Raw genomic sequence first — 21,439 nt, forward strand, 5'->3', positions numbered from 1 at the left:
GTCAGAACAGGAAGTACCGCTGGGCCATGGGCAGTTCCTCCGCCGGTGCCGGCTCGACCGCCTCGCCGTCGATGGTCACGGTGAAGGTGTCGGCGTCGACCTCGACGCGGGGCAGGGCGTCGTTCTCCCGCATGTCGGCCTTGGTGACGCCCCTGGTGCTGCGGATCGGGACGAAACGCTTCCCGAGCCCGAGGCGTTCGGGCAGACCGTCCTCGATCGCCGCCCCGGCGACGAAATTGAACGAGCCCGCAGCCGGAGCCCTGCCGAGCGCGCCGAACATCCGCCGCGGGAGCACCGGTTGCGGCGTGGGGATGGAGGCGTTGGCGTCGCCCATCTGCGCGTACGCGATCTGGCCCCCCTTGATGACCAGTTGCGGCTTGACGCCGAAGAACGCCGGTTCCCACAGCACCAGATCGGCGAGCTTGCCCGGTTCGACCGAGCCGATCTCGTGGTCGAGGCCCTGGGCGACGGCGGGGTTGATCGTGTATTTGGCGACATAGCGACGAACTCGCAGATTGTCCGCGCGGCCGTCGCCGGGGAGGGTGCCCCTGCGCAGCTTCATGACGTGCGCGGTCTGCCAGGTCCGCAGGACGACCTCGCCCACGCGCCCCATCGCCTGGGAGTCGGACGAGATGATCGAGATGGCGCCGATGTCGTGCAGCACGTCCTCGGCCGCGATCGTGGACGGCCGGATCCTCGACTCGGCGAAGGCGAGATCCTCGGGCACGGCCGGATTGAGGTGGTGGCAGACCATCAGCATGTCGAGGTGTTCCTCGATGGTGTTGATGGTGTGCGGCCGGGTCGGATTCGTGGAACTGGGCAGGACGTAGGGCTCCGAGACCACGGTGATGATGTCCGGTGCGTGCCCGCCGCCCGCGCCCTCCGTGTGGTACGCGTGGATGGTGCGACCCGCGATCGCGGCGAGGGTGTCGCCGACGAACCCGGCCTCGTTCAGCGTGTCCGTGTGCACGGCGAGCTGCGCGCCGGTCTCCTCGCACACGCCCAGGCAGGCGTCGATGACGGCCGGCGTCGCGCCCCAGTCCTCATGGATCTTGAAGCCGAGCGCGCCGCCGCGCAGCTGCGAGTACATGGCCTCGCGGGACGTCGTGTTGCCCTTGCCGAGCAGCCCGATGTTGACGGGGAACGCTTCGAGCGCCTCGAACATCCGGGCGAGGTGCCAGGGGCCGGGAGTGATCGTGGTCGCCTTCGTGCCCTCGGCCGGTCCGGTGCCGCCGCCGACGAGCGTGGTGATGCCCGAGGTCAGCGCCTGGTCGACGATGGTCGGCGAGATGAAGTGGACATGGGCGTCGATCGCCCCGGCGGTGACGATCTTCCCGTTGCCCGCGATCACCTCGGTCTCCGGACCGATGACCAGATCCGGGTGGACGCCGTCCATCGTGTCCGGGTTGCCGGCCTTCCCGATGCCGGTGATGCGGCCGTCACGGATGCCGATGTCGGCCTTGACGACACCCCAGTGGTCGATGATCACCGCGCCGGTGACGACGGTGTCGGGGGCGCCCTCCGCTCGCGTCGTACGCGACTGGCCCATCGACTCGCGGATCACCTTGCCGCCGCCGAACACCGCCTCGTCACCCGCGCGACCGGGCCCGCCCGAGCGGTCCTCCTCGATCTCGACGAGCAGTTCGGTGTCGGCGAGCCGGATCCGGTCACCCGTGGTGGGCCCGAACAGGTCCGCGTACACGGCACGGCTGAGCTCAGCCATCGAGCGCACCTCCGGTCTCCCCGCGCAGGCCCGCGACGACACGGAGGCCGCCGATCGGTACGAGTTCGACGTCGACCGGGATGCCGGGCTCGAACCGGACGGCGGTGCCGGCCGCGATGTTCAGCCGCAACCCGCGCGCGGCGGCACGGTCGAGGTCCAGCCCGGGGTTGGCCTCGGCGAAGTGGTAGTGGGAGCCGACCTGGACGGGCCGGTCGGCGGTGTTCAGCACGGTCAGCCGGGTGGTCTCGCGGCCCTCGTTCAGCCGGACCGGCTCGTCCGCGTACAGGATCTCTCCGGGAATCATGGGCGCCGCTCCCCCGTCAGACGATCGGTTCGTGGACGGTGACGAGCTTGGTGCCGTCGGGGAAGGTCGCCTCGACCTGGACGTCGTGGATCATCTCGGGGATGCCCGCCATGACGTCGTCGCGGGTGAGCACTTTCCGCCCGGAGGCCATGAGTTCGGCGACGGTGCGCCCGTCGCGGGCACCTTCCAGGATGTGCGTGGTGATGAGCGCGACGGCCTCGGGGTGGTTGAGCTTCACCCCGCGGGCTCTGCGCCTCTCCGCGACATCGGCAGCAACATGGATGAGCAGCCGTTCCTGCTCATGCGGCGTCAGTTGCACGATTCCACCTCACGATCGTCCCGCCCGGACGGATCCGGATGCAGCGGACGCTATTTGACGTCAACGATCTGTTGACGTTCTGCAGACGTTCCACTGCCAAGGCTTGAACGTTAGGGCGGAAGTTTTTCCGGCGCGTTAACTGATCTTTGGTACCTGCATGGACATCGGCGCGCGCGCAGCCCGTCCCGGGCCTGCCGGACGATCGGTCCCGCCGCCCTCCCGCTGGAGCGGACGGGGGCGGGCGGTCCTGTCGTACCGCTCAGACGCCCCGGCCGCCCGGGCCCGGAGGGCGATGCTCCGCCGCGATGCCGAAGCGGCCGCGTTCGCCCGGAGCGGACGGCGCGGAGGTGCGCAGCGTCGAGACCGAGGGGAGCACGGCCTCGTCGGCCGGGTGCTCCGCGGCCTCCAGTCGCTCCAGGTCAGCGGCCGAGACGAGCGCCACGAGCGGCTTTCCGTGGCGGGTGACGACCACGCGCTCGCCGCCGTACACGACACGGTTGATCAGCTCGGCGAGCTCTGCCCGTGCTTGCGTCACCGGAATCTCATAGGCCATGCTCCCCATCATAACGGCCTGTACGTCCTGTACATTTTTTACAGACACGCAAGCCGCCAGACGCTGCCCACAGACGCCGCCGCACCGTCGCGGCCGCATGAGGAGTGGTACGCCATGAACCACCCGTCCGCCCGCCATGTCCTGCCGGAGTTCACGGAGCGCACCAGCGCAGGGCTCCGCACCCTCGATCCGTACGCGAAGCTCCTCGCCGAGCGGATCGTGTTCCTCGGCGCACCGGTCGACGACACCTCGGCCAACGACGTCATCGCGCAGCTCCTGCACCTCGAGTACGCCGCCCCGGACCAGGACATCGCGCTCTACATCAACTCCCCCGGCGGTTCCCTCAGCGCGATGACCGCCATTTACGACACGATGCAGGTGGTGACCTGCGACATCGCCACGACCTGTCTGGGCCGGGCCGCCTCGACGGCCGCGGTGCTGCTGGCGGCAGGCGCCCCCGGCAAGCGGATCGCCCTGCCCGGTGCCCGGATCGTCGTCCAGCAGCCTTCCCTGGCGGAGCCGGTGCAGGGACAGCCGACCGATCTCGATCTCCAGGCTCAGGAGTTGCTGCGGCTGCGGGAGCTGATGGCCGCCGTGCTCGTACGCCACACCGGTCGGAGCGCCGAGCGCATCGCCGAGGACATCGAGCGTGACAAGGTCTTCGACGCCCCGGGCGCCAAGGAATACGGGCTGATCGATCACATCGTCAAGAACCGGAAGACGTCCGCGACTTCCCTCCACGGCCGGTGAACCGGCCGTGGTGCCCGAACTGCCGCCGCTCCCCGCACTGACGCGTGCCGAAAGTGAGTTCATCGACAGCTATCTCGAAGTCGTCGATCAGCTGGGAAGGATCAACCCGGCGCGTGGCACGCACACCTACGGCGCGCTTCGTGCCGCCCAGGCGCTCGTCGTACGGGCCACGGCGCTCCGGGACGCGCTGACGGTCATGCACATGCGCGGTGAGAGCGAGCTGCACGCACCGACATTGGCCCGTGCGCTGCGGGTGTTGGACGGGGAGCGCAGGGCGTCGAGAATCACCGTACCTCCGGAGTCGCCGAGTTGACGGTCCGCCGCCCGACGGCCACCGCGCACCTCGCGGCACGCCGGAGGCGTACGAGTGGGTGTCGCCCATCCGGACCAGTCGCGGCTGCACGATATGCACCGGGCAAGTTGCGCCGTGGGCTGAGCCGACTGGCGCAACGGCCCGTTCCGACGCTGGTACAGCGCTCGTCACCGGGCGACGCACTGTCCGCCAAACGGCTCTGTCCACTCGAATAGGTCATTGGTGAGGAGCCTCACAAAACGCCGTTTCTAAGAGGAAATCCGGCAGTTCGTGGGTCAAGATCCCTGGGACGACAAGCCCCCGCCACCGCGGCGGGGCGGTCCGGGCGGACGCCGAGTCCTGCCGCCGCACCGGATGCCTGGTCGACATGAGGGCTTCGGCAGGAGTGGAGGACCCGAGCAGTACGGGCCGGCCGCACATCATGGCCGGTCCTTGGGGTGAAGCCGCGTACGCGGCCGGGCGTCTTCGCCGGTCCGAACCCGACAGGTCATCCTTCACAGGCGGCTGACGAAGGGTTGCGCATGTCTGCGCAGACACATCTCCCGTCCCTGTTGTCCCGGACGGGTGCCGTCTCGGCACTCACGATCGCGGCCGTCGGCGGCTCGCTGGTCCTGCCGGGCGGCGCGCCCGAGGCCCATGCCACCGCGGCACACGCGACGAAGGCACTCAACGTGGCCGCGTCGAAGAAGGGCTCTCCGTACCGCTACGGGGCCACGGGGCCGCATCGCTTCGACTGTTCGGGACTGACGCTCTACGCGTACAAGAAGGCCGGCAAGAAGCTGCCGCGCACGGCCCAGCAGCAGTACAACCGGACCCGTCATATCCGCGCTTCCCAACGGCAGCGCGGTGACCTGGTCTTCTTCCAGGCCCGCGGATACGTGTACCACGTCGGCATCTACGCGGGAGGCGGCAGGATCTGGCACTCGCCGAAGACCGGTTCCGTGGTGAAGCTGAGCAAGATCTGGTCCAAGAGCGTGCGCTACGGGCGCGTGCGCTGAGTTGTCCGGGCCCCGGCACCGTCCGGGGCCCCGAGGGACGAGAGGAGCGGTCACGGCCCTCCACGGCGCGGCCGGTACGCGTCCGCAGGCGTCCGTACGCGTACGCAACGGCGGGATGCCGTGGAGGGCTCAGGGCCGGTGCCCCTGTGGAGCGGGGTCGCCGGGGAGCCCGCCCGACGGGACCGCCCCGCGCTCGGTGCGGACGACGGCCGGCGCGGGGCTCCAGGGCATGGCGATCCAGACGGTCTTGCCGCCTTCCGGGGTAGGGCTGACGTGCAGCCTGCCCCCGCACTCGGCGGCGAGCCAGCGGATGATCACCATGCCGCGGCCGTTGTCCTGCTGCACCGCCGCGGGCAGCCGCTGCGGCCAGCGCGGATGGCTGTCGGTCACACCGACGCACAGCTGTTCGTCGCGCTCGAGACGGACGTCGACCGTGAAGGTGGGTGACTGTCCGAAGGTGTGCTGAACGGCGTTGGTGGCCAGTTCGGAGACGATGAGACGGACCGTGTCGGCCGCGTCGTCCTCCCTCGGCAGCCCCCACTCGGTGAGGACCTCGGAGACGTATCTCCGCGCGGCGGGGACCGAGGCGGGATCGCTCGGCAGGGTGATGGAGGCTTCCTGATGGTCGGCCATGGCGAGCTGTCCCTTTCCCACCGGGGCTGCGGGAGCGCGGCACGCAGCGGATGCGGTGCCGGAACAGCCTCGGACTGCGCTGTGCGCCAGAGTGTGCGCTAGCCGTCAGAGTGCCACTGTGCCGCCCCTGTTGGTGCCGATCCACCTTGATATGCATATATCTGTCGCTCAAAGCGGTGAACTCTGCGACGCGAGAACGTATTTGGGCGCAGACTTGCGCTGCGCCGGCCGCTCACGCGCCGGTCGTACGCCGGTCACTCGACGACCGAAGGAGGAACGGAGGAGGGGACGGAATGCGGCACGGTCCCGCGGTGCGCCGCCGCAAGCTCGGTGAGGAACTGCGCGGCCTGCGGCTGGACGCGGGCCTCACCAGCCGGGAGGCGGCACGCCTGGCGGGTTGGCACCAGTCGAAGGTGAGCCGCATCGAGACCGGTGCGAGCGGGGTGAAGCCCGCCGATGTGGCCCGGTTGCTCGACGCCTACGGGGTGGCCGATCCGCGGCTGCGGGAGCTGCTGGGGACGCTGGCGGGCACGGCGGACGGCGGGGGCACGGGCTGGTGGCACGCCTACCGCGGGGTGATCCCTCCCCAGTACCGGGACTTCATCAGCCTGGAGTCCCAGGCGAGTACGGCGCGGACGCTGGAGACCTCGGTGGTGCCCGGACTGCTGCAGACCGCCGACTACGCACGGGCGGTGACCCTTTCCGCGCTCGAAGGAGCGCCGACGGCCACGGTGGACTCGCTGGTGGAGGTGCGCATCGCCCGTCAGCAAGTGCTCCGTGCGGAGCGGCCGCTGAGCTTCAGCGCGGTGCTGGACGAGGCGGTGCTGCGGCGGCAGGTGGGCGGCCGCCGGGTGATGCGCGGGCAGTTGCGCCGAGTGATGGAGATGGCCCAACTCCCGCATGTGCGCCTGCAGGTGCTCCCCTTCTCGACCGGTGGTTATGTGGGACTGACCGGACCTTTCGTTATCTTCTCATTCCCGAACACTTCTGATCTGGACGTGGTTGTTCTTGACCATCTGACGAGTAGTCTCTACCTCGAACGGAAGGAAGACCTCGAGGCGTACGGCGCCGCTTTCCGCACCATGCAGGCGCATGCGCTCTCGCTCCAGGACTCGTTGGATCTCATCGCCGGAATCGACGACAGCGCGTAGGGAAGGCACCCCCCAATGTCTGCTCACGACGCACATGTACGCCCTCGGCTGCGCACTCCGTGGCAGCGCAGCAGCCGCAGTGTCGGAATGAACAACTGCGTGGAGACCGCACGGTGCGCCGACGGCGCCCTGGCCGTGCGCGACTCGAAGAACACCCACCTCCGCTTCCTCGTGTTCTCGCCCGCCGCCTGGACCGGCTTCGTGCGCGGGCTGCGCGAGGGCGCGGGCGGCTGACCCGAGGGACGGTCAGCCCGCGGGCGCCGTCGCCAGGATCGTGGAGAGCGCCGTCCCGATCTGCCGATCGGTGAGATCGGCGCGCGCGGTGAGCCTGATCCGCGAGATCCCGTCCGGAACCGACGGCGGCCGGAAGCAGCCGACGGCCAGTCCCGCCGCCCGGCAGTCCGCCGCCCAGCGCACGGCCGACTCCGGTGACGGCGCCTGGACGGACACGACGGCCGCGTCCGGGCGTACGGCGGTCTGCCCGGCGCCGGCCAGCCGCTCGTACAGCGTGGTGGCCACGGCCCGGGCCCGGTCCGCGAGCCCGGGCTCGCGGCGCAGCAGCCGCAGGCTCGCGAGGGCCGCGCCCGCCGCGGCCGGCGCGAGGCCGGTGTCGAAGATGAACGTACGCGCGGCGTTGACGAGATGGTCGATGACCCGTGCCGGACCGAGCACCGCTCCGCCCTGGCTGCCCAGGGACTTGGACAGGGTGAGCGTGGCGACGACGCCCGTGTCGCCCGCGAGGCCCGCCGCGTTCAGGGCTCCCCTGCCCCCCTCGCCCAGGACTCCGAGACCGTGTGCGTCGTCGACGACCAGGGCCGCGCCGTGCGAACGGCACACCTCGGCGAACTCGCGCAGCGGGGCGGCGTCGCCGTCGACCGAGAAGACCGAGTCGGACACGACCAGGGCGCGCCGCCCCGGGTGGGCGTCGAGGGTCTTGCGTACGGCCTCCGGATCGGCGTGTGCCACGACGGCGGTCTCGGCGCGGGACAGCCGGCAGCCGTCGACGATCGAGGCGTGGTTGCCGGCGTCCGACACGATCAGCGACCCGTGCGCGCCGAGCGCCGTCAGCGCCGCAAGGTTCGCCGCGTACCCCGAGGAGAACACGAGCGCCGCCTCGAACCCGCAGAACTCGGCCAGCTCACGTTCCAGTTCCGCGTGCAGCTCGGTGCTGCCGGTCACGAGCCGGGAGCCGGTCGCGCCGGCGCCCCACCGCCGTGCGGCCTCGGCGGCCGCCTGGGTGATCTCCGGCCGCCGGGTCAGGCCGAGGTAGTCGTTGCTCGCCAGATCGAGCAGCGCGGAGGTGGCGGGACGCGGCCGGAGTGTACGGACGAGACCGGCGTCCGCGCGGTGGCGCGCCGCGTCGTCGGTCCAGTCGAAAGGATCCTGAGGCACCTGGGGCATGTTCCGGTCCTTTTGTAGGCAGCGCACAGACCCTAGCCGGGGACGGTAGAGGTCAGAGTGTGGCCATACACACACCTCAATCGGCGGGTGTTGTCGAGTTCCTCCTTGGCCGCGGGGTGTCCGGTAGGCGAGGATCTGCGCCATGGACCTCCTGAACACGCTGGTGGACAAGGGCCTGCGGCGTGAGCTGCCGACCCGCGAAGAAGCGCTCGCCGTACTGGCGACCTCCGACGACGATCTGCTCGAAGTGGTGGCCGCGGCCGGAAGGGTGCGCCGTCAGTGGTTCGGGCGGCGGGTGAAGCTGAACTATCTGGTCAACCTCAAGTCCGGTCTGTGTCCCGAGGACTGTTCGTACTGTTCCCAGCGGCTCGGTTCCAAGGCGGAGATCCTCAAGTACACCTGGCTGAAGCCGGACGAGGCGTCGAAGGCGGCGGCCGCGGGGGTCGCGGGCGGCGCCAAGCGGGTCTGTCTGGTCGCCAGCGGCCGCGGGCCGACCGACCGTGACGTGGCCCGGGTCTCGCAGACCATCGAGGCCATCAAGGAGCAGAACGAGGGCGTCGAGGTGTGTGCCTGTCTCGGTCTGCTCTCCGACGGCCAGGCGGAGCGGCTGCGGGACGCGGGCGCCGACGCGTACAACCACAACCTCAACACGTCCGAGGGGACGTACGGGGACATCACGACCACCCACACGTACGCGGACCGCGTGGACACCGTCCAGAAGGCGCACGCCGCCGGTCTGTCGGCCTGTTCGGGTCTGATCGCGGGCATGGGCGAGCGCGACGAGGACCTGGTCGACGTGGTGTTCTCGCTGCGTGAGCTGGACCCGGACTCGGTGCCGGTGAACTTCCTGATCCCGTTCGAGGGCACGCCGCTCGCCAAGGAGTGGAATCTGACGCCGCAGCGGGCGCTGCGGATCCTCGCCATGGTCCGGTTCGTCTGCCCGGACGTGGAGGTACGGCTCGCGGGTGGCCGTGAGGTCCATCTGCGGACGCTGCAGCCGCTGGCGCTGCACCTCGCCAACTCGATCTTCCTCGGTGACTATCTGACCAGCGAGGGCCAGGCGGGCAAGGCGGACCTCGACATGATCGCGGACGCGGGCTTCGAGGTGGAGGGCACGGACACGACGACGCTGCCCGAGCACCGTGCGGACGCCGTCGCGGGCGGCTGCGGTTCGGGAGGCGGCGGTGGCTGCGCGCCCTGCGGCGACACCGGGACCGAGACCGGGACCGACACCGGCACCGGCACTGCTGTGAAGACCGCTCCCGAGACCGAGAGCGTCTCCGCTGCGCGCCCCGACCTGGTGGCCGTGCGGCGCCGCGGCGCCGGAACGGACATCGCGCCCAATGCGTAGCTCCGCCGCGCGCGAGCTCGTCGCCCTGGACCGGGCTCATGTCTGGCACCCGTACGGCCCGATGCCGGGCCGCACGGACCCGCTGGTCGTGGAGTCCGCGTCCGGCGTACGGCTCCGGCTCGCCGAACCGGCACACGGGCGCTCCGAGTTGGTGGACGGCATGTCCTCGTGGTGGTCGGCGATCCACGGCTACAACCACCCCGTGCTCAACGAGGCCGCGCGCGGGCAGCTGGACCGTATGAGCCATGTGATGTTCGGCGGCCTCACCCACGAGCCCGCCGTCCGCCTCGCGACACGGCTCGTGGAGATCACCCCGGAACCGCTCCGGCACGTCTTCCTCTGCGACTCGGGCTCGGTGTCCGTCGAGGTCGCGGTGAAGATGTGCCTGCAGTACTGGCGTTCTGTGGGCCGGCCGGGCAAGCAGCGGCTGCTGACCTGGCGCGGCGGGTACCACGGGGACACCTGGCAGCCGATGTCGGTGTGCGACCCCGAGGGCGGGATGCACGACCTGTGGTCGGGTGTCCTGCCACGTCAGATCTTCGCGGACGCCCCGCCGGCCGGGTACGAACGACCGTACGACGCCGCGTACGCGGAGCATCTGCGTGAGCAGATCGGGCGCCACGCGGACGAGCTGGCCGCGGTGATCGTGGAGCCGGTGGTGCAGGGGGCCGGAGGGATGCGGTTCCACTCCCCCGACTGGCTGCGGGTGCTGCGGGAGGCCTGCGACGAGCACGATGTGCTGCTCGTCTTCGACGAGATCGCGACCGGATTCGGGCGCACGGGCAGGCTCTTCGCGGCGGAACACGCGGGTGTCTCGCCCGATGTGATGTGTCTCGGCAAGGCGCTGACCGGCGGATATCTGACCATGGCGGCGACGCTGTGCACGGGCAGGGTGGCGGACGGGATCTCCCAGGGCGACGTCCCCGTGCTGGCCCACGGTCCGACCTTCATGGGCAATCCGCTGGCGGCGGCGGTCGCGTGCGCGTCGATCGATCTGCTCCTGGCTCAGGATTGGGAGCAGGAGGTCAAGCGTCTGGAGGCAGGACTCCGCGAGGGACTGGCGGACGCCGCCGCGCTCGAGGGGGTCCTGGACGTCCGCGTCCTGGGCGGGATCGGCGTCGTCCAGCTCGACCACCCGGTGGACATGGCGGCGGCGACGGAGTCGGCCGTGCGCGAGGGCGTGTGGCTGCGTCCGTTCCGCGATCTGATCTACACGATGCCGCCGTATGTGACCGGCAACGAGGATCTCTCGCGCATCACACGAGCGGTGTGCGCGGCCGCGGCCGCGGGTTGATCCGGGGTCTCGTCCCCGGACCTCCGGCATGAGCAGGGTGCAGCAGCAAGGGAGCAGCATGGGCGTCATCGTCGTCAGCGGGACCGGGACCGAGATCGGGAAGACCGTGGTCACCGCGGCCCTCGCCGCTGCCGCCGCCGCACAGGGACGGACCGTGGCGGTGCTGAAGCCCGCACAGACCGGGCTCGCGCACGGCGATTCCGGTGACGCCCAGGAGGCCGCACGGCTCGCGGGTTCCGGGGTGACGGGGGTCGAACTCGCCCGGTTCCCCGAGCCGCTGGCCCCGGCGACGGCCGCGCGGCGGGCGGGAATGGCCCCGATCGGCCCGCGCGACGTCGCCGACGCCGCGGCGAAACTGGCCACCGAGCACGATCTGGTGCTGGTCGAAGGCGCGGGCGGACTGCTCGTACGGTTCGACGACCGGGGCGGCACCCTCGCCGACGCGGCCCGGCTGCTCGGCGCGCCGGTGCTGGTCGTGGCACACGCCGGACTCGGCACGCTCAACGCGACGGCACTCACCACCGAGGCCCTGCGCGCCCGCTCGCTGGAACCGCTGGGCGTCGTCGTGGGCAGCTGGCCCGAGGTGCCGGACCTCGCGGCACGCTGCAATGTGGCCGACCTCCCGGACTCGGCGGGAGCGGCGCTGCTCGGGGCCGTGCCCGAGGGGTCCGGCTCACTGCCGCCCGAGGCGTTCCGCGCCAGGGCCGCGCGCTGGCTGGCTCCTGCGCTGGGCGGTGTGTGGGACGTGGACGCCTTCGCCGCAGCCGTACGCTGAGCGCCATGCGAGCACGGGTTCAGGAGATCGTTTTCGACTGCGCGGAGCCGGCGGCACTCGCCCGGTTCTGGTCCGCGCTGCTCGGCGGCGAGGCGGTGGAGCGGAGCGCGGACTGGGCCTATGTCGATCCGCCCGGTTTCGTACGCGTCGCCTTCCAGCGCGTGCCCGAGGGGAAGACGGTGAAGAACCGGCTGCACCTGGACGTGGACGCGGGTGATGTCAATGCGGCCGCGGCCGAGGCCCTAGGTCTCGGCGCCACCCTGGTGGGAGCCGTGGTCACCGACGACCACGGCCGGTTCCAGGTGCTGCGGGACCCGGAGGGCAACGAGTTCTGTTTCGTCGGCGACTGACGGAACGCTTCTGTCGCTGTCGGATGAACGGGGCTGACTGAGCCGGGGCGTCCGGGGGGAGAATCACCGTATCCGTGCGTTCGCCCGGGTTCGGACGGTGGTGGACGACGGGCGGCGGGCAGCGGGCAGCGGCCAGTCGCAACGTCGCACGCCACAGGCCGTACGCCGCACGCCGCACATCGCCCAGCCGGAGGAGGCCCCCATGCCGTTGCGCAGTGCCAGAGTGCCCCGGGACGCCGTGCACCATCCGGTCTTCGCGCGCTTCTACGCCCGGTTCAGTGTGTCCGCCGATCTCAGGGGCGGTATCGCCGCATACCGCGAAGAGCTGCTGGCCGGGCTGTCCGGACGGGTCATCGAGATCGGTGCGGGCAACGGGCTGAACTTCGCCCACTACCCGGCGGCGGTGTCCGAGGTGGTCGCGCTGGAACCGGAGCGCACGCTGAGGAAGTTGGCGGTGACCGCCGCACTGCACGCGGACGTCCCGGTCGATGTGGTCCCGGGTGCGGCGGAGGCCCTGCCGGTGAAGAGCGAGGCCTTCGACGGGGCGGTGGTGTCACTCGTGCTGTGCAGCGTACGTGACCTGTCGCGTGCGCTGTCCGAGGTGAGGCGGGTGCTGCGCCCCGGAGGCGAGCTGCGGTTCTTCGAGCACGGTGTGGCACCGGGCGGGGCGATGGCCACCGTGCAGCGGGGCCTGGACCGTACGGTGTGGCCACGGCTCTTCGGAGGCTGTCACACGTCCCGCGACCCGCTGGCGGCGATCGAGGCGGCCGGCTTCGAGCTGGGGACGTACCGGAGGCTCCGGGTGCCGGAAAAGGGTCCCCGACTACCCACGTCCTGCTGTGTGCTGGGCGTGGCGCGCCGACCGCACGAGGACACTCACTGAATCCACTGCCGCAGTTCGCGGGCGATGCCCAGGACCCCGGTCTTGCCCTCCTTCACCAGCCGGGCCAGGTCGCGGACCCGTTCCGGTGAGGTGGACACCCTCAGTCCGCTCGCGACGAGATAGCCGTACGCGACGGCCGTGGCGAACATCGCGTTGGAGTGCTCCAGCGCCGGTACGTGCAGGAGGACTTGCATCAGGGCCGCCGCGCGCGTGAACGGATCGTCGTACACGGCGGTGCCGAAGATCTCCGCCTCATGGCGGCTGACGGCGGCGATGAGCGCGCCCCAGTCGGTGACCTGCGGATCGCCGGGCATCTTGTGCTCGGCGACCATGAGGAGCCAGGCGAGGTCGATGGAAAGGTTCAACGCTCGCCTTGCTTCACGGGCTTGTCGTGCTTGGCGGAACGGACCTCGGCCCCTGTCGTCGGCCCGGAACCGGCCGTGCCGGTCGCGCCGAACTCCTCGGCGAACACCGACTCGTACTGCTTCATGAAGTCGGCCGCCGCCTCGACGAATGTGCGACCCACCTCGCCCGCGTCCTGCTTGACGAGCTCCTCGATGTAGCGGTTCACACTCACCCCGCGCTGTTGAGCCCGCCGGCGCGCCGCCTCGGCGGTACTTTCGTCCACACGCACGTTCAACTGTGTCTTGGCCACACCGCGACGCTAGCGCCGTTGCGCTAGCGCCGGCAAGGGGAGAGAGGCGACGGAGTGGGCATCGCGCCGTCGAGTTCTCGGCATCACCTATGACAACACCCCGTCCGGCAGCGCTCGGACCGGCAACGCTTGGTCCGGCAAGGCACAAGCCCGTCAGGCACATCCGGCTCGGGAAGGGGTAGCTGATGCGACAGTTCCGGTTCGGGGTCAGCATGACGACACCCGCGGAGGGCGAGGAGTGGCGCAAGCGGTGCCGGCGCGCCGAGGAGCTCGGCTACGACGTCATCCTGGTGCCCGACCACCTGGGCATGGTCGCGCCGTTCCCCGCGATGATCGCCGCCGCGGATGCGACGGAGCGGCCGAAGGTGGGCACGTTCGTCCTCAACACGGCGTTCTGGAACCCCGCTCTGCTCGCCCGCGAGATCGCCACCACCGACGCCCTCACCGGCGGAAGGCTGGAGATCGGGCTGGGCACGGGCTATGTGCCGGAGGAACACGAGCGGGCGGGCCTGGAGTTCCTGCCGCCGGGCCGGCGGGTGGACCACCTGCGGCACACGCTGGACGAGATCGAGCGACTGCTCTCGGACGAGGAGCACGTACCGCGCGGAGTGCAGCGTCCGAGGCCGCCGCTGCTGCTCGGCGGGAACGGTGACCGGATGCTGCGAATGGCGGCAGAACGCGCCGACATCGCGGCCTTCACCGGCGCCCGTACGGCGGGTGGGGCGCTCACCGTGCTCACCTCGGACGAACTCGACGGACGGGTGGCGGCGTACGGGAGGTACGCGGCAGGACGCCCCCGGCCCGCCGAGCTGAATCTGCTGCTTCAGGTCGTCACCGTGACCGACGACCGCCGGGCCGCGGTCAGGGAGCTGCTCCCGCGGGTCCCGTATCTCAGCGAGGAGCAGGCTCTGGATCTGCCGCTGCTCGCGGTCGGGACCGTAGGGCAGATCGCCGACCAGCTGCGCGCGCAGCGTGAGCGGTACGGCTTCTCGTACCTCACGGTGCTCGACCCGTCCATGGAGGCGTTCGGCCGAGTGATCGAGGAGCTGCGCGGCACGTGATGCCGGACCGCGCGCCGGAAACGCTTCGACTGCGCGGCCCCGTGGGTGATGGGATGGCGGCCATGGATGATCTGCGGATTCGGGCCGCGCTGCCGGCCGATCTCGACGCCGTACTCGCCTTCTGGAAGCTCGCCGCGGAGGGCACGAGCATCAGTGACGACCGGGAGGGCGTCGAGCGGCTGGTCGCCCGCGACCCGGAGGCACTGATCCTCGCCGAGCGGAGCGGGGAACTGGCGGGCACGGTGATCGCGGGGTTCGACGGGTGGCGCTGTCATCTCTACCGGCTCGCGGTGCACCCCGACCACCGGCGGCGCGGCATCGGCAGGGCGCTCCTGGCGGCGGCAGAGGACCGTTTCGTGCGACTCGGCGGGCGGCGGGGCGACGCGATGGTGCTCGACCGGAACGACCAGGCCCACCCTGCCTGGCGGGCGGCCGGCTACGCGCCCCAGCCGCAGTGGAGCCGCTGGGTGAAGCCGCTCACGGACTGACCGGAACGCGACCTCTCGCGTCGACCTGTTGCGGATGCCGGAGAGGCGGTCACCGCCCCATGGCCACGGGGCGCTTTACCCGTGCTTTACCATGGATGCTCCATCCACAGTGAACGAAAGGTGTGAGCGTCCGCCCATGGGCGAGCCTCCCAGTAGCAGACATCGCGCAATCCTCCTCCCCCTGGCCGATCATGGGACGGAGGTGAACCGATGACCGAAGTGCTCCTGCTTCTCGTGGCAGTGCTCCTCGCCCTCGCCTGCGGGGGATTCGTCGCGGCGGAGTTCTCCCTCACGACGGTCGAGCGCTCCGACCTCGAACGCGCGGTCGAACGGGGCGAGCGCGGCGCGGCAAGCGCGCTGAAGGCCGTCCGCGGACTCACCTTCCAGCTCTCCGGTGCCCAGCTCGGCATCACCGTCACCAATCTCGTCGTCGGCATGCTCGCCGAGCCGTCGATCGCCAAGCTGCTCAGCGGGCCGATCGAGGCGCTCGGCGCTTCACCGGCCGTCGCTTCGTCGACGGCCCTCGTCATCGGTACGGGCCTGTCGACGATCGTCCTGATGGTGGTGGGTGAGCTCGTCCCCAAGAACTGGGCGATCTCGTCCCCGCTCGCCGTCTCCAAGGTCGTCGCCACCCCGCAGCGCATCTTCTCGGCGGCCTTCCGTCCCCTGATCGGTCATCTCAACAACACGGCCAACCGCATACTGCGCCGGCTCGGCCTGGAGCCGACCGAGGAGCTGGCTTCCGCGCGCAGCCCGCAGGAGCTCGTCGCGCTGGCCCGGCACTCCGCGAAGGAGGGTGCGCTGGAGGCCGACACCGCCGAACTGTTCGTCCGCACCCTCAGGCTTGCCGAGCTGACGGCGGAGAACGTGATGACCCCCCGCGTCCAGGTCACGGCCCTCGATCTGCAGGCGACCGCGGAGGACGTGGCCAACGCCACGCGCGCCACCGGACTGTCACGCTTCCCCGTCTACCGGGGCGGCCTGGACACCGTCGTCGGGATCGTGCACATCAAGGACGTCCTGGCCGTACCGGCCGAGGAACGGTCGCGCCGTCCGGTGACCGGCTTGCTCCGCGACCCCCTGCTGGTACCCGAGACCCTCACGGTCGACCGGCTGCTGGACCGGCTGTCCGAGAAGCGGACCATGGCCGTCGTCATCGACGAGTACGGGGGCACCGCCGGCGTCGTGACGCTGGAGGACATCGTCGAGGAGGTCGTCGGCGAGGTCCGCGACGAGCACGATCCGCATGAGACCCCGGACCTCGCCAGGGCCGGAGAGGACGCGGACGGGCGGGCCCTGTGGTCGGCCGACGGTGCGGCGCGTACGGATCAGCTGGAGGCCATCGGGCTGCGGGTCCCGGAAGGACCGTACGAGACCCTCGCCGGGCTGATCGCCACGGAGATCGGCCGTATCCCGGCCGTCGGCGACAGCATCGAGCTGTCCGGCTGGCGGCTGGACGTCGTGGACGCCTCCGGGCGGCGGGCGGCGCGCGTGCTGATCCACGTCCCGCTGGAGTCGGAGGGGGCGGACGGGAGCGACCGGTCCGACACGGGTGGGCCCGACGGGAGCGGCGGGTCTGCCGGCTCGCGCAGGGGGAGGTTCTCGCGATGACCACGATTCAGCTGCTCGTCGGCTTTCTGACGCTGGTCGTCAACGCCTTCTTCGTCGGGGCGGAGTTCGCCCTGATCTCCGTGCGGCGCAGCCAGATCGAACCGCTGGCGGAGGCCGGGGACCGGCGCGCCCGCAGCGTCATCTGGGGTCTGGAACACGTCTCGGCGCTGCTCGCCGCGGCCCAGCTCGGCATCACGCTGTGCACGCTGGTGCTCGGTGTGGTCGCGGAACCGGCCATCGCGCATCTGCTGGAGCCCGTCTTCAACGCCGTCGGAGTGCCCCACGGGCTGATCCACCCGATCTCGTTCGTGATCGCCCTCGGCGTCGCCACGTACCTGCACATGCTGCTGGGCGAGATGGTGCCGAAGAACATCGCGCTGGCCGAACCGACGCGGACCGCTCTGCTGCTCGGTCCGCCGCTGGTGGCACTGGCCCGGACGCTGCGCCCGGTCATCTTCACGATCAACGCCTTTGCGAACGCCCTGCTGAAGCTGCTGCGGGTGGAGACCAAGGACGAGGTCGCCGCGACCTTCTCGGACGACGAACTGGCCCGGATGGTCAGGGACTCCGGAGCCGCCGGGCTGCTCGACGACCGGGCGGCCGAGCGACTGCACGACGCCCTGGAACTGGGGCGCCGCCCGGTCGCCGATGTGGTGATGCCGGTGGAGCGGGTGGTGTACGCGCAGGTCGGCACCACGCCCGAGGAACTGGAGCGGCTCTCGGCCGAGTCCGGATTCTCCCGTTTCCCGGTGGTCGACAGCACGCGCAAGATCCTGGGCTATCTCCATGTGAAGGACGCCCTGGACGAGGCTCCGCGCGACATGCCGTTCCCGGTGACGGCGATGCGGCCGATCGCCCGGGTGCGTGCCGTGACCCCGCTGGACGACGTCCTGACCGCGATGCGACGCAGCCGCACCCACCTCGCGGCGGTCCTGGACGAGGACGGCACGCTGGCCGGCCTGGTCACGATGGAGGACGTGCTGCGGGAACTGGTCGGGCCGCCGGGCCAGGCCCTCTGACGGCACCGGGCCCAGGGGTCGCCCTCCCCTGGGCCGTCGGTACCGGGCCCGGGGCAGAGGAGCACCTACCGCGCGGTAGGATCGCTCCGCCATGGAGATAAATGCCTCATACACCAGCTTTGTCGCGGTCGGTGACTCGTTCACCGAGGGCATGTCGGACCTGCTGCCCGACGGCTCGTACCGGGGCTGGGCCGACCTCCTCGCCGCCCGGCTCGCGGCCCGCACCGAGGGCTTCCGGTACGCGAACCTCGCCGTCCGCGGCAAGCTCATCGGCCAGATCGTCGAGGAGCAGGTGGGACCCGCCGCCGCGATGCAGGCGGATGTGGTGACGCTGGTCGGCGGGCTCAACGACACCCTGCGCCCGAAGTGCGACATGGGCCGGGTGCGAGACCTTCTGGAGGAGGCCGTGGAACGGCTGGCTCCGGCATGCCGACAGCTGGTGCTGATGCGCAGCCCGGGCCGCCAGGGTCCCGTGATGCAGCGCTTCCGGCCCCGCATGGAGGAGCTGTTCGACCACATCGACTCCCTGGCGGCGCGGCACGGCGCGCTCGTGGTGGACCTGTACGGAACCGAGGTTCTCGGCGACCAGCGCCTGTGGGACGTCGACCGGCTCCATCTCACCGCGGAGGGGCACCGGAGGGTGGCCGAGGCCGGATGGCAGGCCCTCGGCCTCGCTTCGGAGGACGACTGGCGCTCGCCCCTGCCCCCGCAGGCGCGCCCGGGCTGGACGGCCCGGCGCACGGCCGATGTCCGCTTCGCGCGCGAACATCTGGTGCCGTGGATCGGGCGGCGGCTCACCGGACGCTCCTCGGGCGACGGCCGCCCGGCGAAGCGCCCCGAGCTCCTGCCGTACACGGCCCCGGACGGCAGCCCGCGGACGGCCCGGCACGAGAGCGACCTCTCCTAGCAACGCACACATCGCCCTGAGACCCTCCCCCCGCCGGTGTCCCTTGAAGGGACACCGGCGGTCTTCGTATCGGGCCCCCCACACGACCCATCAGGCCGCGGCCGGTCGTAGCGCCGTCACCGACCGCAGGACCGGTGCACGACCTGATCGGGGCCGATACGGGAAGAAGCCGCCGCGCCGCGGGAACCTCACGAACTCCTCAGCCGACTACTGCCCCGTGGGCGTGGCAGCGGCTCCGCCACACCGATGCGACTGCGGACGAGGGAAAGGCATGTGATGGGCGGGCTGGATGTGCGGATGCGGGAGGTCGCCTGCCGCCACGGCCGGGTCGAGGCGGTGTCGAACGTGGATCTGGAGATCGCCGCGGGAGAGCGCGTCGCCTTGACCGGGACCAACGGTTCCGGAAAGTCGACCCTGCTCCGCGCCGTACTGGGCCTGCACCGCCAGGTCGTGGGCCGGATCCTCGTCGGCGGCCGGGACGCCCGTTCACCGGCGGAGTGGGCCTGGCGGCGGCGGGCCTGCGCCTGGGTCCCGCAGAAGCCGGCCGCAGGCCGGTTCCCCCTCCTGGGCGACGAGTTGCTGGCCAGTAGTGGCGCGGCGGCGGACGCCGCCGAAGCGGCGGACCGGCTCGGTGTCGGACCGCTGACGACGCGGCCCCTGCACACTCTGTCCGGGGGCCAGTTGCAGCGTATGTACCTCGCCCGTGCGATCGGCTGCGTGGCCGCCGGGGCCCAGGTGCTGCTCGCCGACGAGCCCACCGCCGCCCTGGACTTCTCCGGCCAGGAGGAAGCGGCGGAGGTCCTCACCGGACTACCGGTCACTCTGGTCGTCGTCACCCACGACCGGGCGCTGGCCGAACGCTGTGACCGGGTACTGGAGATGGCCGCCGGACATCTGCGGGAGGTCCGGTGACCCTCGCCACCGCCGACATCGGCGCGCTCCTCGAACTGGTCCCCGTGCAGCGGGCCGGGCTCGCACTGCTGCTGGCCGCTGTCGGGCTACCGGTCATCGGCGTGGTCATCGTCGGACTCGACATCATGCCGGTGCGCTTCGCGATGATGCACGTCGCCCTGCTCGGCATCGCGCTCGGCCTTCTGACCGGCATCGACCCGATGCTGTGCGCGCTCGTGGCGTGCGCCCTGGCCGGGGCGGGCGTCGCACCGCTCGCCCGGACACCGGACGGCCTGTCGGGGGCGATGGGCCTGCTCATGAGCCTGGCCATCGCGGCCGCGCTGCTGGTGCTCGCCGTCTCCGGCGTCAACGCCTCCGGCGCGTTCGCGCTGCTGTGGGGGTCGATCCTGTCCGTGGGCACGACGGACCTGATCGTCCTCGGTGGACTCGCGCTCGCCGTACCCGGGCTCTTCTGGTGGCGGCGCCGGGATGTGGCCCTGCTGCTGTACGACCGGGAACTCGCACAGTGCTCAGGTGTCCCGGTCCGCATGCTCACTCTGGTGTTGCTGGTTCTGGTCGCGGTGTCGGTCGCCGGCGCGATCAGGCTCACCGGCGCCCTGCTCGTCGACGCCCTGACCCTGCTGCCCGCACTCGCGGCGCGCCGCCTGGGCAGCTCACTGAAGTCGATCACTCTCTGGGCGGTCGGCATCGGGATCGCCGTGAACCTGACCGGCTTCCTCATCGCCCTCTGGCTCGACTGGCCTCCCGGGCCGGTCCTCGTCCTGACCGCGGGGGCAGTCGTCCTCGCGGTTCATCTCGTACCCGAACGGAGAATCAGCTCATGGCGCGCACCCGCGGCCGTATCACTTCCCTCCTCGCACTGAGCGCAGCGCTGGCGGCGCTGGTCACGGGCTGCGGCAGTGGCACCGACAGCGACACGTCGTCCAAGGCCGGCGCCGACGGCACGAAGGGGAAGCCGGTCGTGGTCGTCACCACCACCTGGGAAGGCGCCTTCGCGAAGGCCGCGGGCGCCGAGGACGTCACAGTCATCGTGCCCCAGTCCGTGCACCACGCACCCGACTACGACCCGAAGCCGTCGGACCTCGCGGCGGTCGCCAAGGCCGACTTCGTGCTCTACGCGCCCTTCGAACCGTACGCCGAGAAGATCAAGGAAGCCGCGGGCTCCAAGGCCGAACTGGTCGAGGTGAACCTCGACAACGACGCCGACAAGGTGAACGCCGAAGTGGCGCGGCTGGGCAAGCTGTTCGGCACCGAGGACGCCGCGGCGACGTGGAAGACCACGTTCGCCACGGAGTACGCGAAGCTGTCCAAGGATCTGAAGGCCGCCTGGCCGGGCGGGAAGAGCCCCGACGTGGTCAGTCAGGTCTTCACCGCGTGGGCGGCGAAGCTGGCGGGTGCGACGACGGTGGGCACCTACGGGCCGGAGGCCGTGACTCCGGCGCAGCTGGCCGAGCTGTCGCGGAAGAAGCCGCTCCTGGTCCTGGACAACGCACACATGTCGACGGGGACGGTCCTGCCCGACTCCGGTGCCGAGCAGGTGAAGATCGTCAACTATCCGGGAGATGACTTGGACCTGCTGCCCGTGTACCGCAATGCGGCAGCCGAGCTGGCGAAGGCCATGTCGGGGTCCTAGACCGACGGCGAGGGCGAGACGGAAGCCGTCCTCGGGCCGGGGACTCCGCACGGGCTCCCCGGCCATTGGCCCCCTCCGGCACCCCGCGTGATCACGCTCACAGAGAAGCCGGGGCGTGCCACGCACGCGGCCGCGTACGCACGTCCTCACCACTCAACGACCGCCCCCGGTCGCAGTGGTGGCACCTCCACGGGGGGGCCGCCGTCTCCGTCCGACGGTTCGATGCACCGTGCAGACATAGCTCACCGCCGTGTACATGCTGGATAGGTTGTGCCCATGCGCGGACCGGGACGATGGGCCGGGCGGACCGGAAGAGGTCTGCTCTGCGCTTCGGCATGCCTGCTTCTGGGCGCGG

26 protein-coding genes and 1 riboswitch are annotated in these 21,439 nt (G+C 71.0%); of the genes, 18 read left to right on the forward strand and 8 right to left on the reverse strand.

The features are described 5' to 3' along the window. Nucleotide 1: 1 nt before the first annotated feature. From OG766_RS04305 to OG766_RS04320, 4 genes are all read right to left on the reverse strand, one after another. Complete coding sequence (locus OG766_RS04305; protein ID WP_266376196.1) at nt 2-1,723, reverse strand: urease subunit alpha; 1,722 nt, start codon at nt 1,721-1,723, stop codon at nt 2-4. Continuing rightward, nucleotides 1,716-2,027: an urease subunit beta gene (locus OG766_RS04310; protein ID WP_266376194.1), complete on the reverse strand. Its 312-nt coding sequence runs from the start codon at nt 2,025-2,027 to the stop codon at nt 1,716-1,718. The genes OG766_RS04305 and OG766_RS04310 overlap by 8 nt, the downstream gene beginning before the upstream one ends. A 16-nt stretch (nt 2,028-2,043) precedes the next feature. After that, on the reverse strand, nt 2,044-2,346 hold the full coding sequence (locus OG766_RS04315; protein ID WP_266376193.1) for an urease subunit gamma: 303 nt from the start codon (nt 2,344-2,346) through the stop codon (nt 2,044-2,046). A 259-nt stretch (nt 2,347-2,605) separates the two neighbouring features. Then, nucleotides 2,606-2,899: a type II toxin-antitoxin system Phd/YefM family antitoxin gene (locus tag OG766_RS04320; protein ID WP_328724605.1), complete on the reverse strand. Its 294-nt coding sequence runs from the start codon at nt 2,897-2,899 to the stop codon at nt 2,606-2,608. A 114-nt stretch (nt 2,900-3,013) separates the two neighbouring features. Here OG766_RS04320 and OG766_RS04325 point away from each other — a divergent pair, with 114 nt between their 5' ends. From OG766_RS04325 to OG766_RS04335, 3 genes are all read left to right on the forward strand, one after another. Then, the gene (locus OG766_RS04325) at nt 3,014-3,649 is read left to right on the forward strand and encodes an ATP-dependent Clp protease proteolytic subunit (RefSeq protein ID WP_328724606.1); all 636 of its coding nucleotides are present in this window, start codon (nt 3,014-3,016) and stop codon (nt 3,647-3,649) included. A gap of 7 nt (nt 3,650-3,656) precedes the next feature. Beyond that, nucleotides 3,657-3,962: a hypothetical protein gene (locus tag OG766_RS04330; RefSeq protein WP_266376188.1), complete on the forward strand. Its 306-nt coding sequence runs from the start codon at nt 3,657-3,659 to the stop codon at nt 3,960-3,962. Nucleotides 3,963-4,307: 345 nt separating this feature from the next. Further along, a riboswitch (cyclic di-AMP (ydaO/yuaA leader) is annotated at nt 4,308-4,480 on the forward strand. 3 nt (nt 4,481-4,483) lie between these two features. Next, nucleotides 4,484-4,960: a C40 family peptidase gene (locus OG766_RS04335; RefSeq protein WP_328724607.1), complete on the forward strand. Its 477-nt coding sequence runs from the start codon at nt 4,484-4,486 to the stop codon at nt 4,958-4,960. 129 nt (nt 4,961-5,089) lie between these two features. Here OG766_RS04335 and OG766_RS04340 read toward each other — a convergent pair whose 3' ends face one another. After that, nucleotides 5,090-5,593 (reverse strand): ATP-binding protein, encoded by a 504-nt coding sequence (locus OG766_RS04340; RefSeq protein ID WP_266376184.1) that lies wholly within the window; start codon nt 5,591-5,593, stop codon nt 5,090-5,092. 293 nt (nt 5,594-5,886) lie between these two features. On the opposite strand from OG766_RS04340, the gene OG766_RS04345 reads away from it, so the two are divergent. Together OG766_RS04345 and OG766_RS04350 are read left to right on the forward strand one after the other, a co-directional pair. Further along, entirely contained in the window at nt 5,887-6,744 is an 858-nt protein-coding gene (locus tag OG766_RS04345; protein WP_266376183.1) for a helix-turn-helix domain-containing protein, read from the forward strand. A 15-nt stretch (nt 6,745-6,759) separates the two neighbouring features. Next, complete coding sequence (locus OG766_RS04350; RefSeq protein ID WP_266376181.1) at nt 6,760-6,978, forward strand: DUF397 domain-containing protein; 219 nt, start codon at nt 6,760-6,762, stop codon at nt 6,976-6,978. 12 nt (nt 6,979-6,990) lie between these two features. Here the strand turns inward: OG766_RS04350 and OG766_RS04355 are convergent, their stop codons facing one another. Further along, complete coding sequence (locus OG766_RS04355; protein ID WP_328727426.1) at nt 6,991-8,136, reverse strand: 8-amino-7-oxononanoate synthase; 1,146 nt, start codon at nt 8,134-8,136, stop codon at nt 6,991-6,993. 151 nt (nt 8,137-8,287) lie between these two features. On the opposite strand from OG766_RS04355, the gene bioB reads away from it, so the two are divergent. The 5 genes from bioB (at nt 8,288) to OG766_RS04380 (ending at nt 12,798) form a co-directional block, all read left to right on the forward strand. After that, the gene (gene bioB, locus OG766_RS04360; protein WP_328724608.1) at nt 8,288-9,496 is read left to right on the forward strand and encodes a biotin synthase BioB; all 1,209 of its coding nucleotides are present in this window, start codon (nt 8,288-8,290) and stop codon (nt 9,494-9,496) included. Next, nucleotides 9,489-10,790 (forward strand): adenosylmethionine--8-amino-7-oxononanoate transaminase, encoded by a 1,302-nt coding sequence (locus OG766_RS04365; protein ID WP_328724609.1) that lies wholly within the window; start codon nt 9,489-9,491, stop codon nt 10,788-10,790. Before bioB ends, OG766_RS04365 begins: the two co-directional genes overlap by 8 nt. A gap of 58 nt (nt 10,791-10,848) precedes the next feature. Beyond that, a complete protein-coding gene (gene bioD / locus OG766_RS04370; protein WP_328727427.1) occupies nt 10,849-11,565 on the forward strand; it encodes a dethiobiotin synthase in 717 nt (238 codons plus the stop codon). 5 nt (nt 11,566-11,570) lie between these two features. Next, complete coding sequence (locus tag OG766_RS04375; protein WP_328724610.1) at nt 11,571-11,915, forward strand: VOC family protein; 345 nt, start codon at nt 11,571-11,573, stop codon at nt 11,913-11,915. A gap of 202 nt (nt 11,916-12,117) precedes the next feature. Continuing rightward, a complete protein-coding gene (locus tag OG766_RS04380; protein WP_266376173.1) occupies nt 12,118-12,798 on the forward strand; it encodes a class I SAM-dependent methyltransferase in 681 nt (226 codons plus the stop codon). Here the strand turns inward: OG766_RS04380 and OG766_RS04385 are convergent. Together OG766_RS04385 and OG766_RS04390 are read right to left on the reverse strand one after the other, a co-directional pair. After that, nucleotides 12,792-13,163: a fic family toxin-antitoxin system, toxin component gene (locus tag OG766_RS04385; protein ID WP_266376171.1), complete on the reverse strand. Its 372-nt coding sequence runs from the start codon at nt 13,161-13,163 to the stop codon at nt 12,792-12,794. The genes OG766_RS04380 and OG766_RS04385 overlap by 7 nt on opposite strands. Beyond that, the gene (locus OG766_RS04390; RefSeq protein ID WP_266376169.1) at nt 13,160-13,453 is read right to left on the reverse strand and encodes a toxin-antitoxin system HicB family antitoxin; all 294 of its coding nucleotides are present in this window, start codon (nt 13,451-13,453) and stop codon (nt 13,160-13,162) included. Before OG766_RS04390 ends, OG766_RS04385 begins: the two co-directional genes overlap by 4 nt. A 182-nt stretch (nt 13,454-13,635) precedes the next feature. Between OG766_RS04390 and OG766_RS04395 the strand changes: the two genes are divergently transcribed. From OG766_RS04395 to OG766_RS04430, 8 genes are all read left to right on the forward strand, one after another. Then, the gene (locus OG766_RS04395; protein WP_266378264.1) at nt 13,636-14,514 is read left to right on the forward strand and encodes an LLM class F420-dependent oxidoreductase; all 879 of its coding nucleotides are present in this window, start codon (nt 13,636-13,638) and stop codon (nt 14,512-14,514) included. Nucleotides 14,515-14,576: 62 nt separating this feature from the next. Next, nucleotides 14,577-15,002: a GNAT family N-acetyltransferase gene (locus tag OG766_RS04400; protein ID WP_266378262.1), complete on the forward strand. Its 426-nt coding sequence runs from the start codon at nt 14,577-14,579 to the stop codon at nt 15,000-15,002. Nucleotides 15,003-15,212: 210 nt separating this feature from the next. Beyond that, on the forward strand, nt 15,213-16,613 hold the full coding sequence (locus tag OG766_RS04405; protein ID WP_328724611.1) for a hemolysin family protein: 1,401 nt from the start codon (nt 15,213-15,215) through the stop codon (nt 16,611-16,613). Further along, complete coding sequence (locus OG766_RS04410) at nt 16,610-17,632, forward strand: hemolysin family protein (protein WP_266376165.1); 1,023 nt, start codon at nt 16,610-16,612, stop codon at nt 17,630-17,632. Before OG766_RS04405 ends, OG766_RS04410 begins: the two co-directional genes overlap by 4 nt. Before the next feature lie 91 nt (nt 17,633-17,723). Then, nucleotides 17,724-18,539 carry an SGNH/GDSL hydrolase family protein gene (locus OG766_RS04415; RefSeq protein WP_328724612.1) on the forward strand — a complete coding sequence of 272 codons (816 nt, stop codon included), beginning with the start codon at nt 17,724-17,726 and terminating at the stop codon, nt 18,537-18,539. 276 nt (nt 18,540-18,815) lie between these two features. Next, nucleotides 18,816-19,451: an ATP-binding cassette domain-containing protein gene (locus OG766_RS04420; RefSeq protein WP_266376161.1), complete on the forward strand. Its 636-nt coding sequence runs from the start codon at nt 18,816-18,818 to the stop codon at nt 19,449-19,451. Beyond that, nucleotides 19,448-20,314, forward strand: a complete 867-nt coding sequence (locus OG766_RS04425) for a metal ABC transporter permease (RefSeq protein ID WP_266376160.1) — start codon at nt 19,448-19,450, stop codon at nt 20,312-20,314. The genes OG766_RS04420 and OG766_RS04425 overlap by 4 nt, the downstream gene beginning before the upstream one ends. After that, nucleotides 20,272-21,084: a metal ABC transporter solute-binding protein, Zn/Mn family gene (locus tag OG766_RS04430; protein WP_328724613.1), complete on the forward strand. Its 813-nt coding sequence runs from the start codon at nt 20,272-20,274 to the stop codon at nt 21,082-21,084. Before OG766_RS04425 ends, OG766_RS04430 begins: the two co-directional genes overlap by 43 nt. Nucleotides 21,085-21,439 lie beyond the last annotated feature (355 nt).

This window comes from Streptomyces sp. NBC_00259 (genome assembly GCF_036181745.1).
GTDB lineage: Bacteria > Actinomycetota > Actinomycetes > Streptomycetales > Streptomycetaceae > Streptomyces > Streptomyces pratisoli.

Coding starts and splice junctions, on each gene's coding strand:
- OG766_RS04305 (WP_266376196.1), bottom strand. CDS start 1,723: ATGGCTGAGCTCAGCCGTGCCGTGTACGCGGACCTGTTCGGGCCCACC.
- OG766_RS04310 (WP_266376194.1), bottom strand. CDS start 2,027: ATGATTCCCGGAGAGATCCTGTACGCGGACGAGCCGGTCCGGCTGAAC.
- OG766_RS04320 (WP_328724605.1), bottom strand. CDS start 2,899: ATGGCCTATGAGATTCCGGTGACGCAAGCACGGGCAGAGCTCGCCGAG.
- OG766_RS04325 (WP_328724606.1), top strand. CDS start 3,014: ATGAACCACCCGTCCGCCCGCCATGTCCTGCCGGAGTTCACGGAGCGC.
- OG766_RS04335 (WP_328724607.1), top strand. CDS start 4,484: ATGTCTGCGCAGACACATCTCCCGTCCCTGTTGTCCCGGACGGGTGCC.
- OG766_RS04340 (WP_266376184.1), bottom strand. CDS start 5,593: ATGGCCGACCATCAGGAAGCCTCCATCACCCTGCCGAGCGATCCCGCC.
- OG766_RS04345 (WP_266376183.1), top strand. CDS start 5,887: ATGCGGCACGGTCCCGCGGTGCGCCGCCGCAAGCTCGGTGAGGAACTG.
- OG766_RS04350 (WP_266376181.1), top strand. CDS start 6,760: ATGTCTGCTCACGACGCACATGTACGCCCTCGGCTGCGCACTCCGTGG.
- bioB (WP_328724608.1), top strand. CDS start 8,288: ATGGACCTCCTGAACACGCTGGTGGACAAGGGCCTGCGGCGTGAGCTG.
- OG766_RS04365 (WP_328724609.1), top strand. CDS start 9,489: ATGCGTAGCTCCGCCGCGCGCGAGCTCGTCGCCCTGGACCGGGCTCAT.
- bioD (WP_328727427.1), top strand. CDS start 10,849: ATGGGCGTCATCGTCGTCAGCGGGACCGGGACCGAGATCGGGAAGACC.
- OG766_RS04375 (WP_328724610.1), top strand. CDS start 11,571: ATGCGAGCACGGGTTCAGGAGATCGTTTTCGACTGCGCGGAGCCGGCG.
- OG766_RS04380 (WP_266376173.1), top strand. CDS start 12,118: ATGCCGTTGCGCAGTGCCAGAGTGCCCCGGGACGCCGTGCACCATCCG.
- OG766_RS04400 (WP_266378262.1), top strand. CDS start 14,577: ATGGATGATCTGCGGATTCGGGCCGCGCTGCCGGCCGATCTCGACGCC.
- OG766_RS04405 (WP_328724611.1), top strand. CDS start 15,213: ATGACCGAAGTGCTCCTGCTTCTCGTGGCAGTGCTCCTCGCCCTCGCC.
- OG766_RS04410 (WP_266376165.1), top strand. CDS start 16,610: ATGACCACGATTCAGCTGCTCGTCGGCTTTCTGACGCTGGTCGTCAAC.
- OG766_RS04415 (WP_328724612.1), top strand. CDS start 17,724: ATGGAGATAAATGCCTCATACACCAGCTTTGTCGCGGTCGGTGACTCG.
- OG766_RS04420 (WP_266376161.1), top strand. CDS start 18,816: ATGGGCGGGCTGGATGTGCGGATGCGGGAGGTCGCCTGCCGCCACGGC.
- OG766_RS04430 (WP_328724613.1), top strand. CDS start 20,272: ATGGCGCGCACCCGCGGCCGTATCACTTCCCTCCTCGCACTGAGCGCA.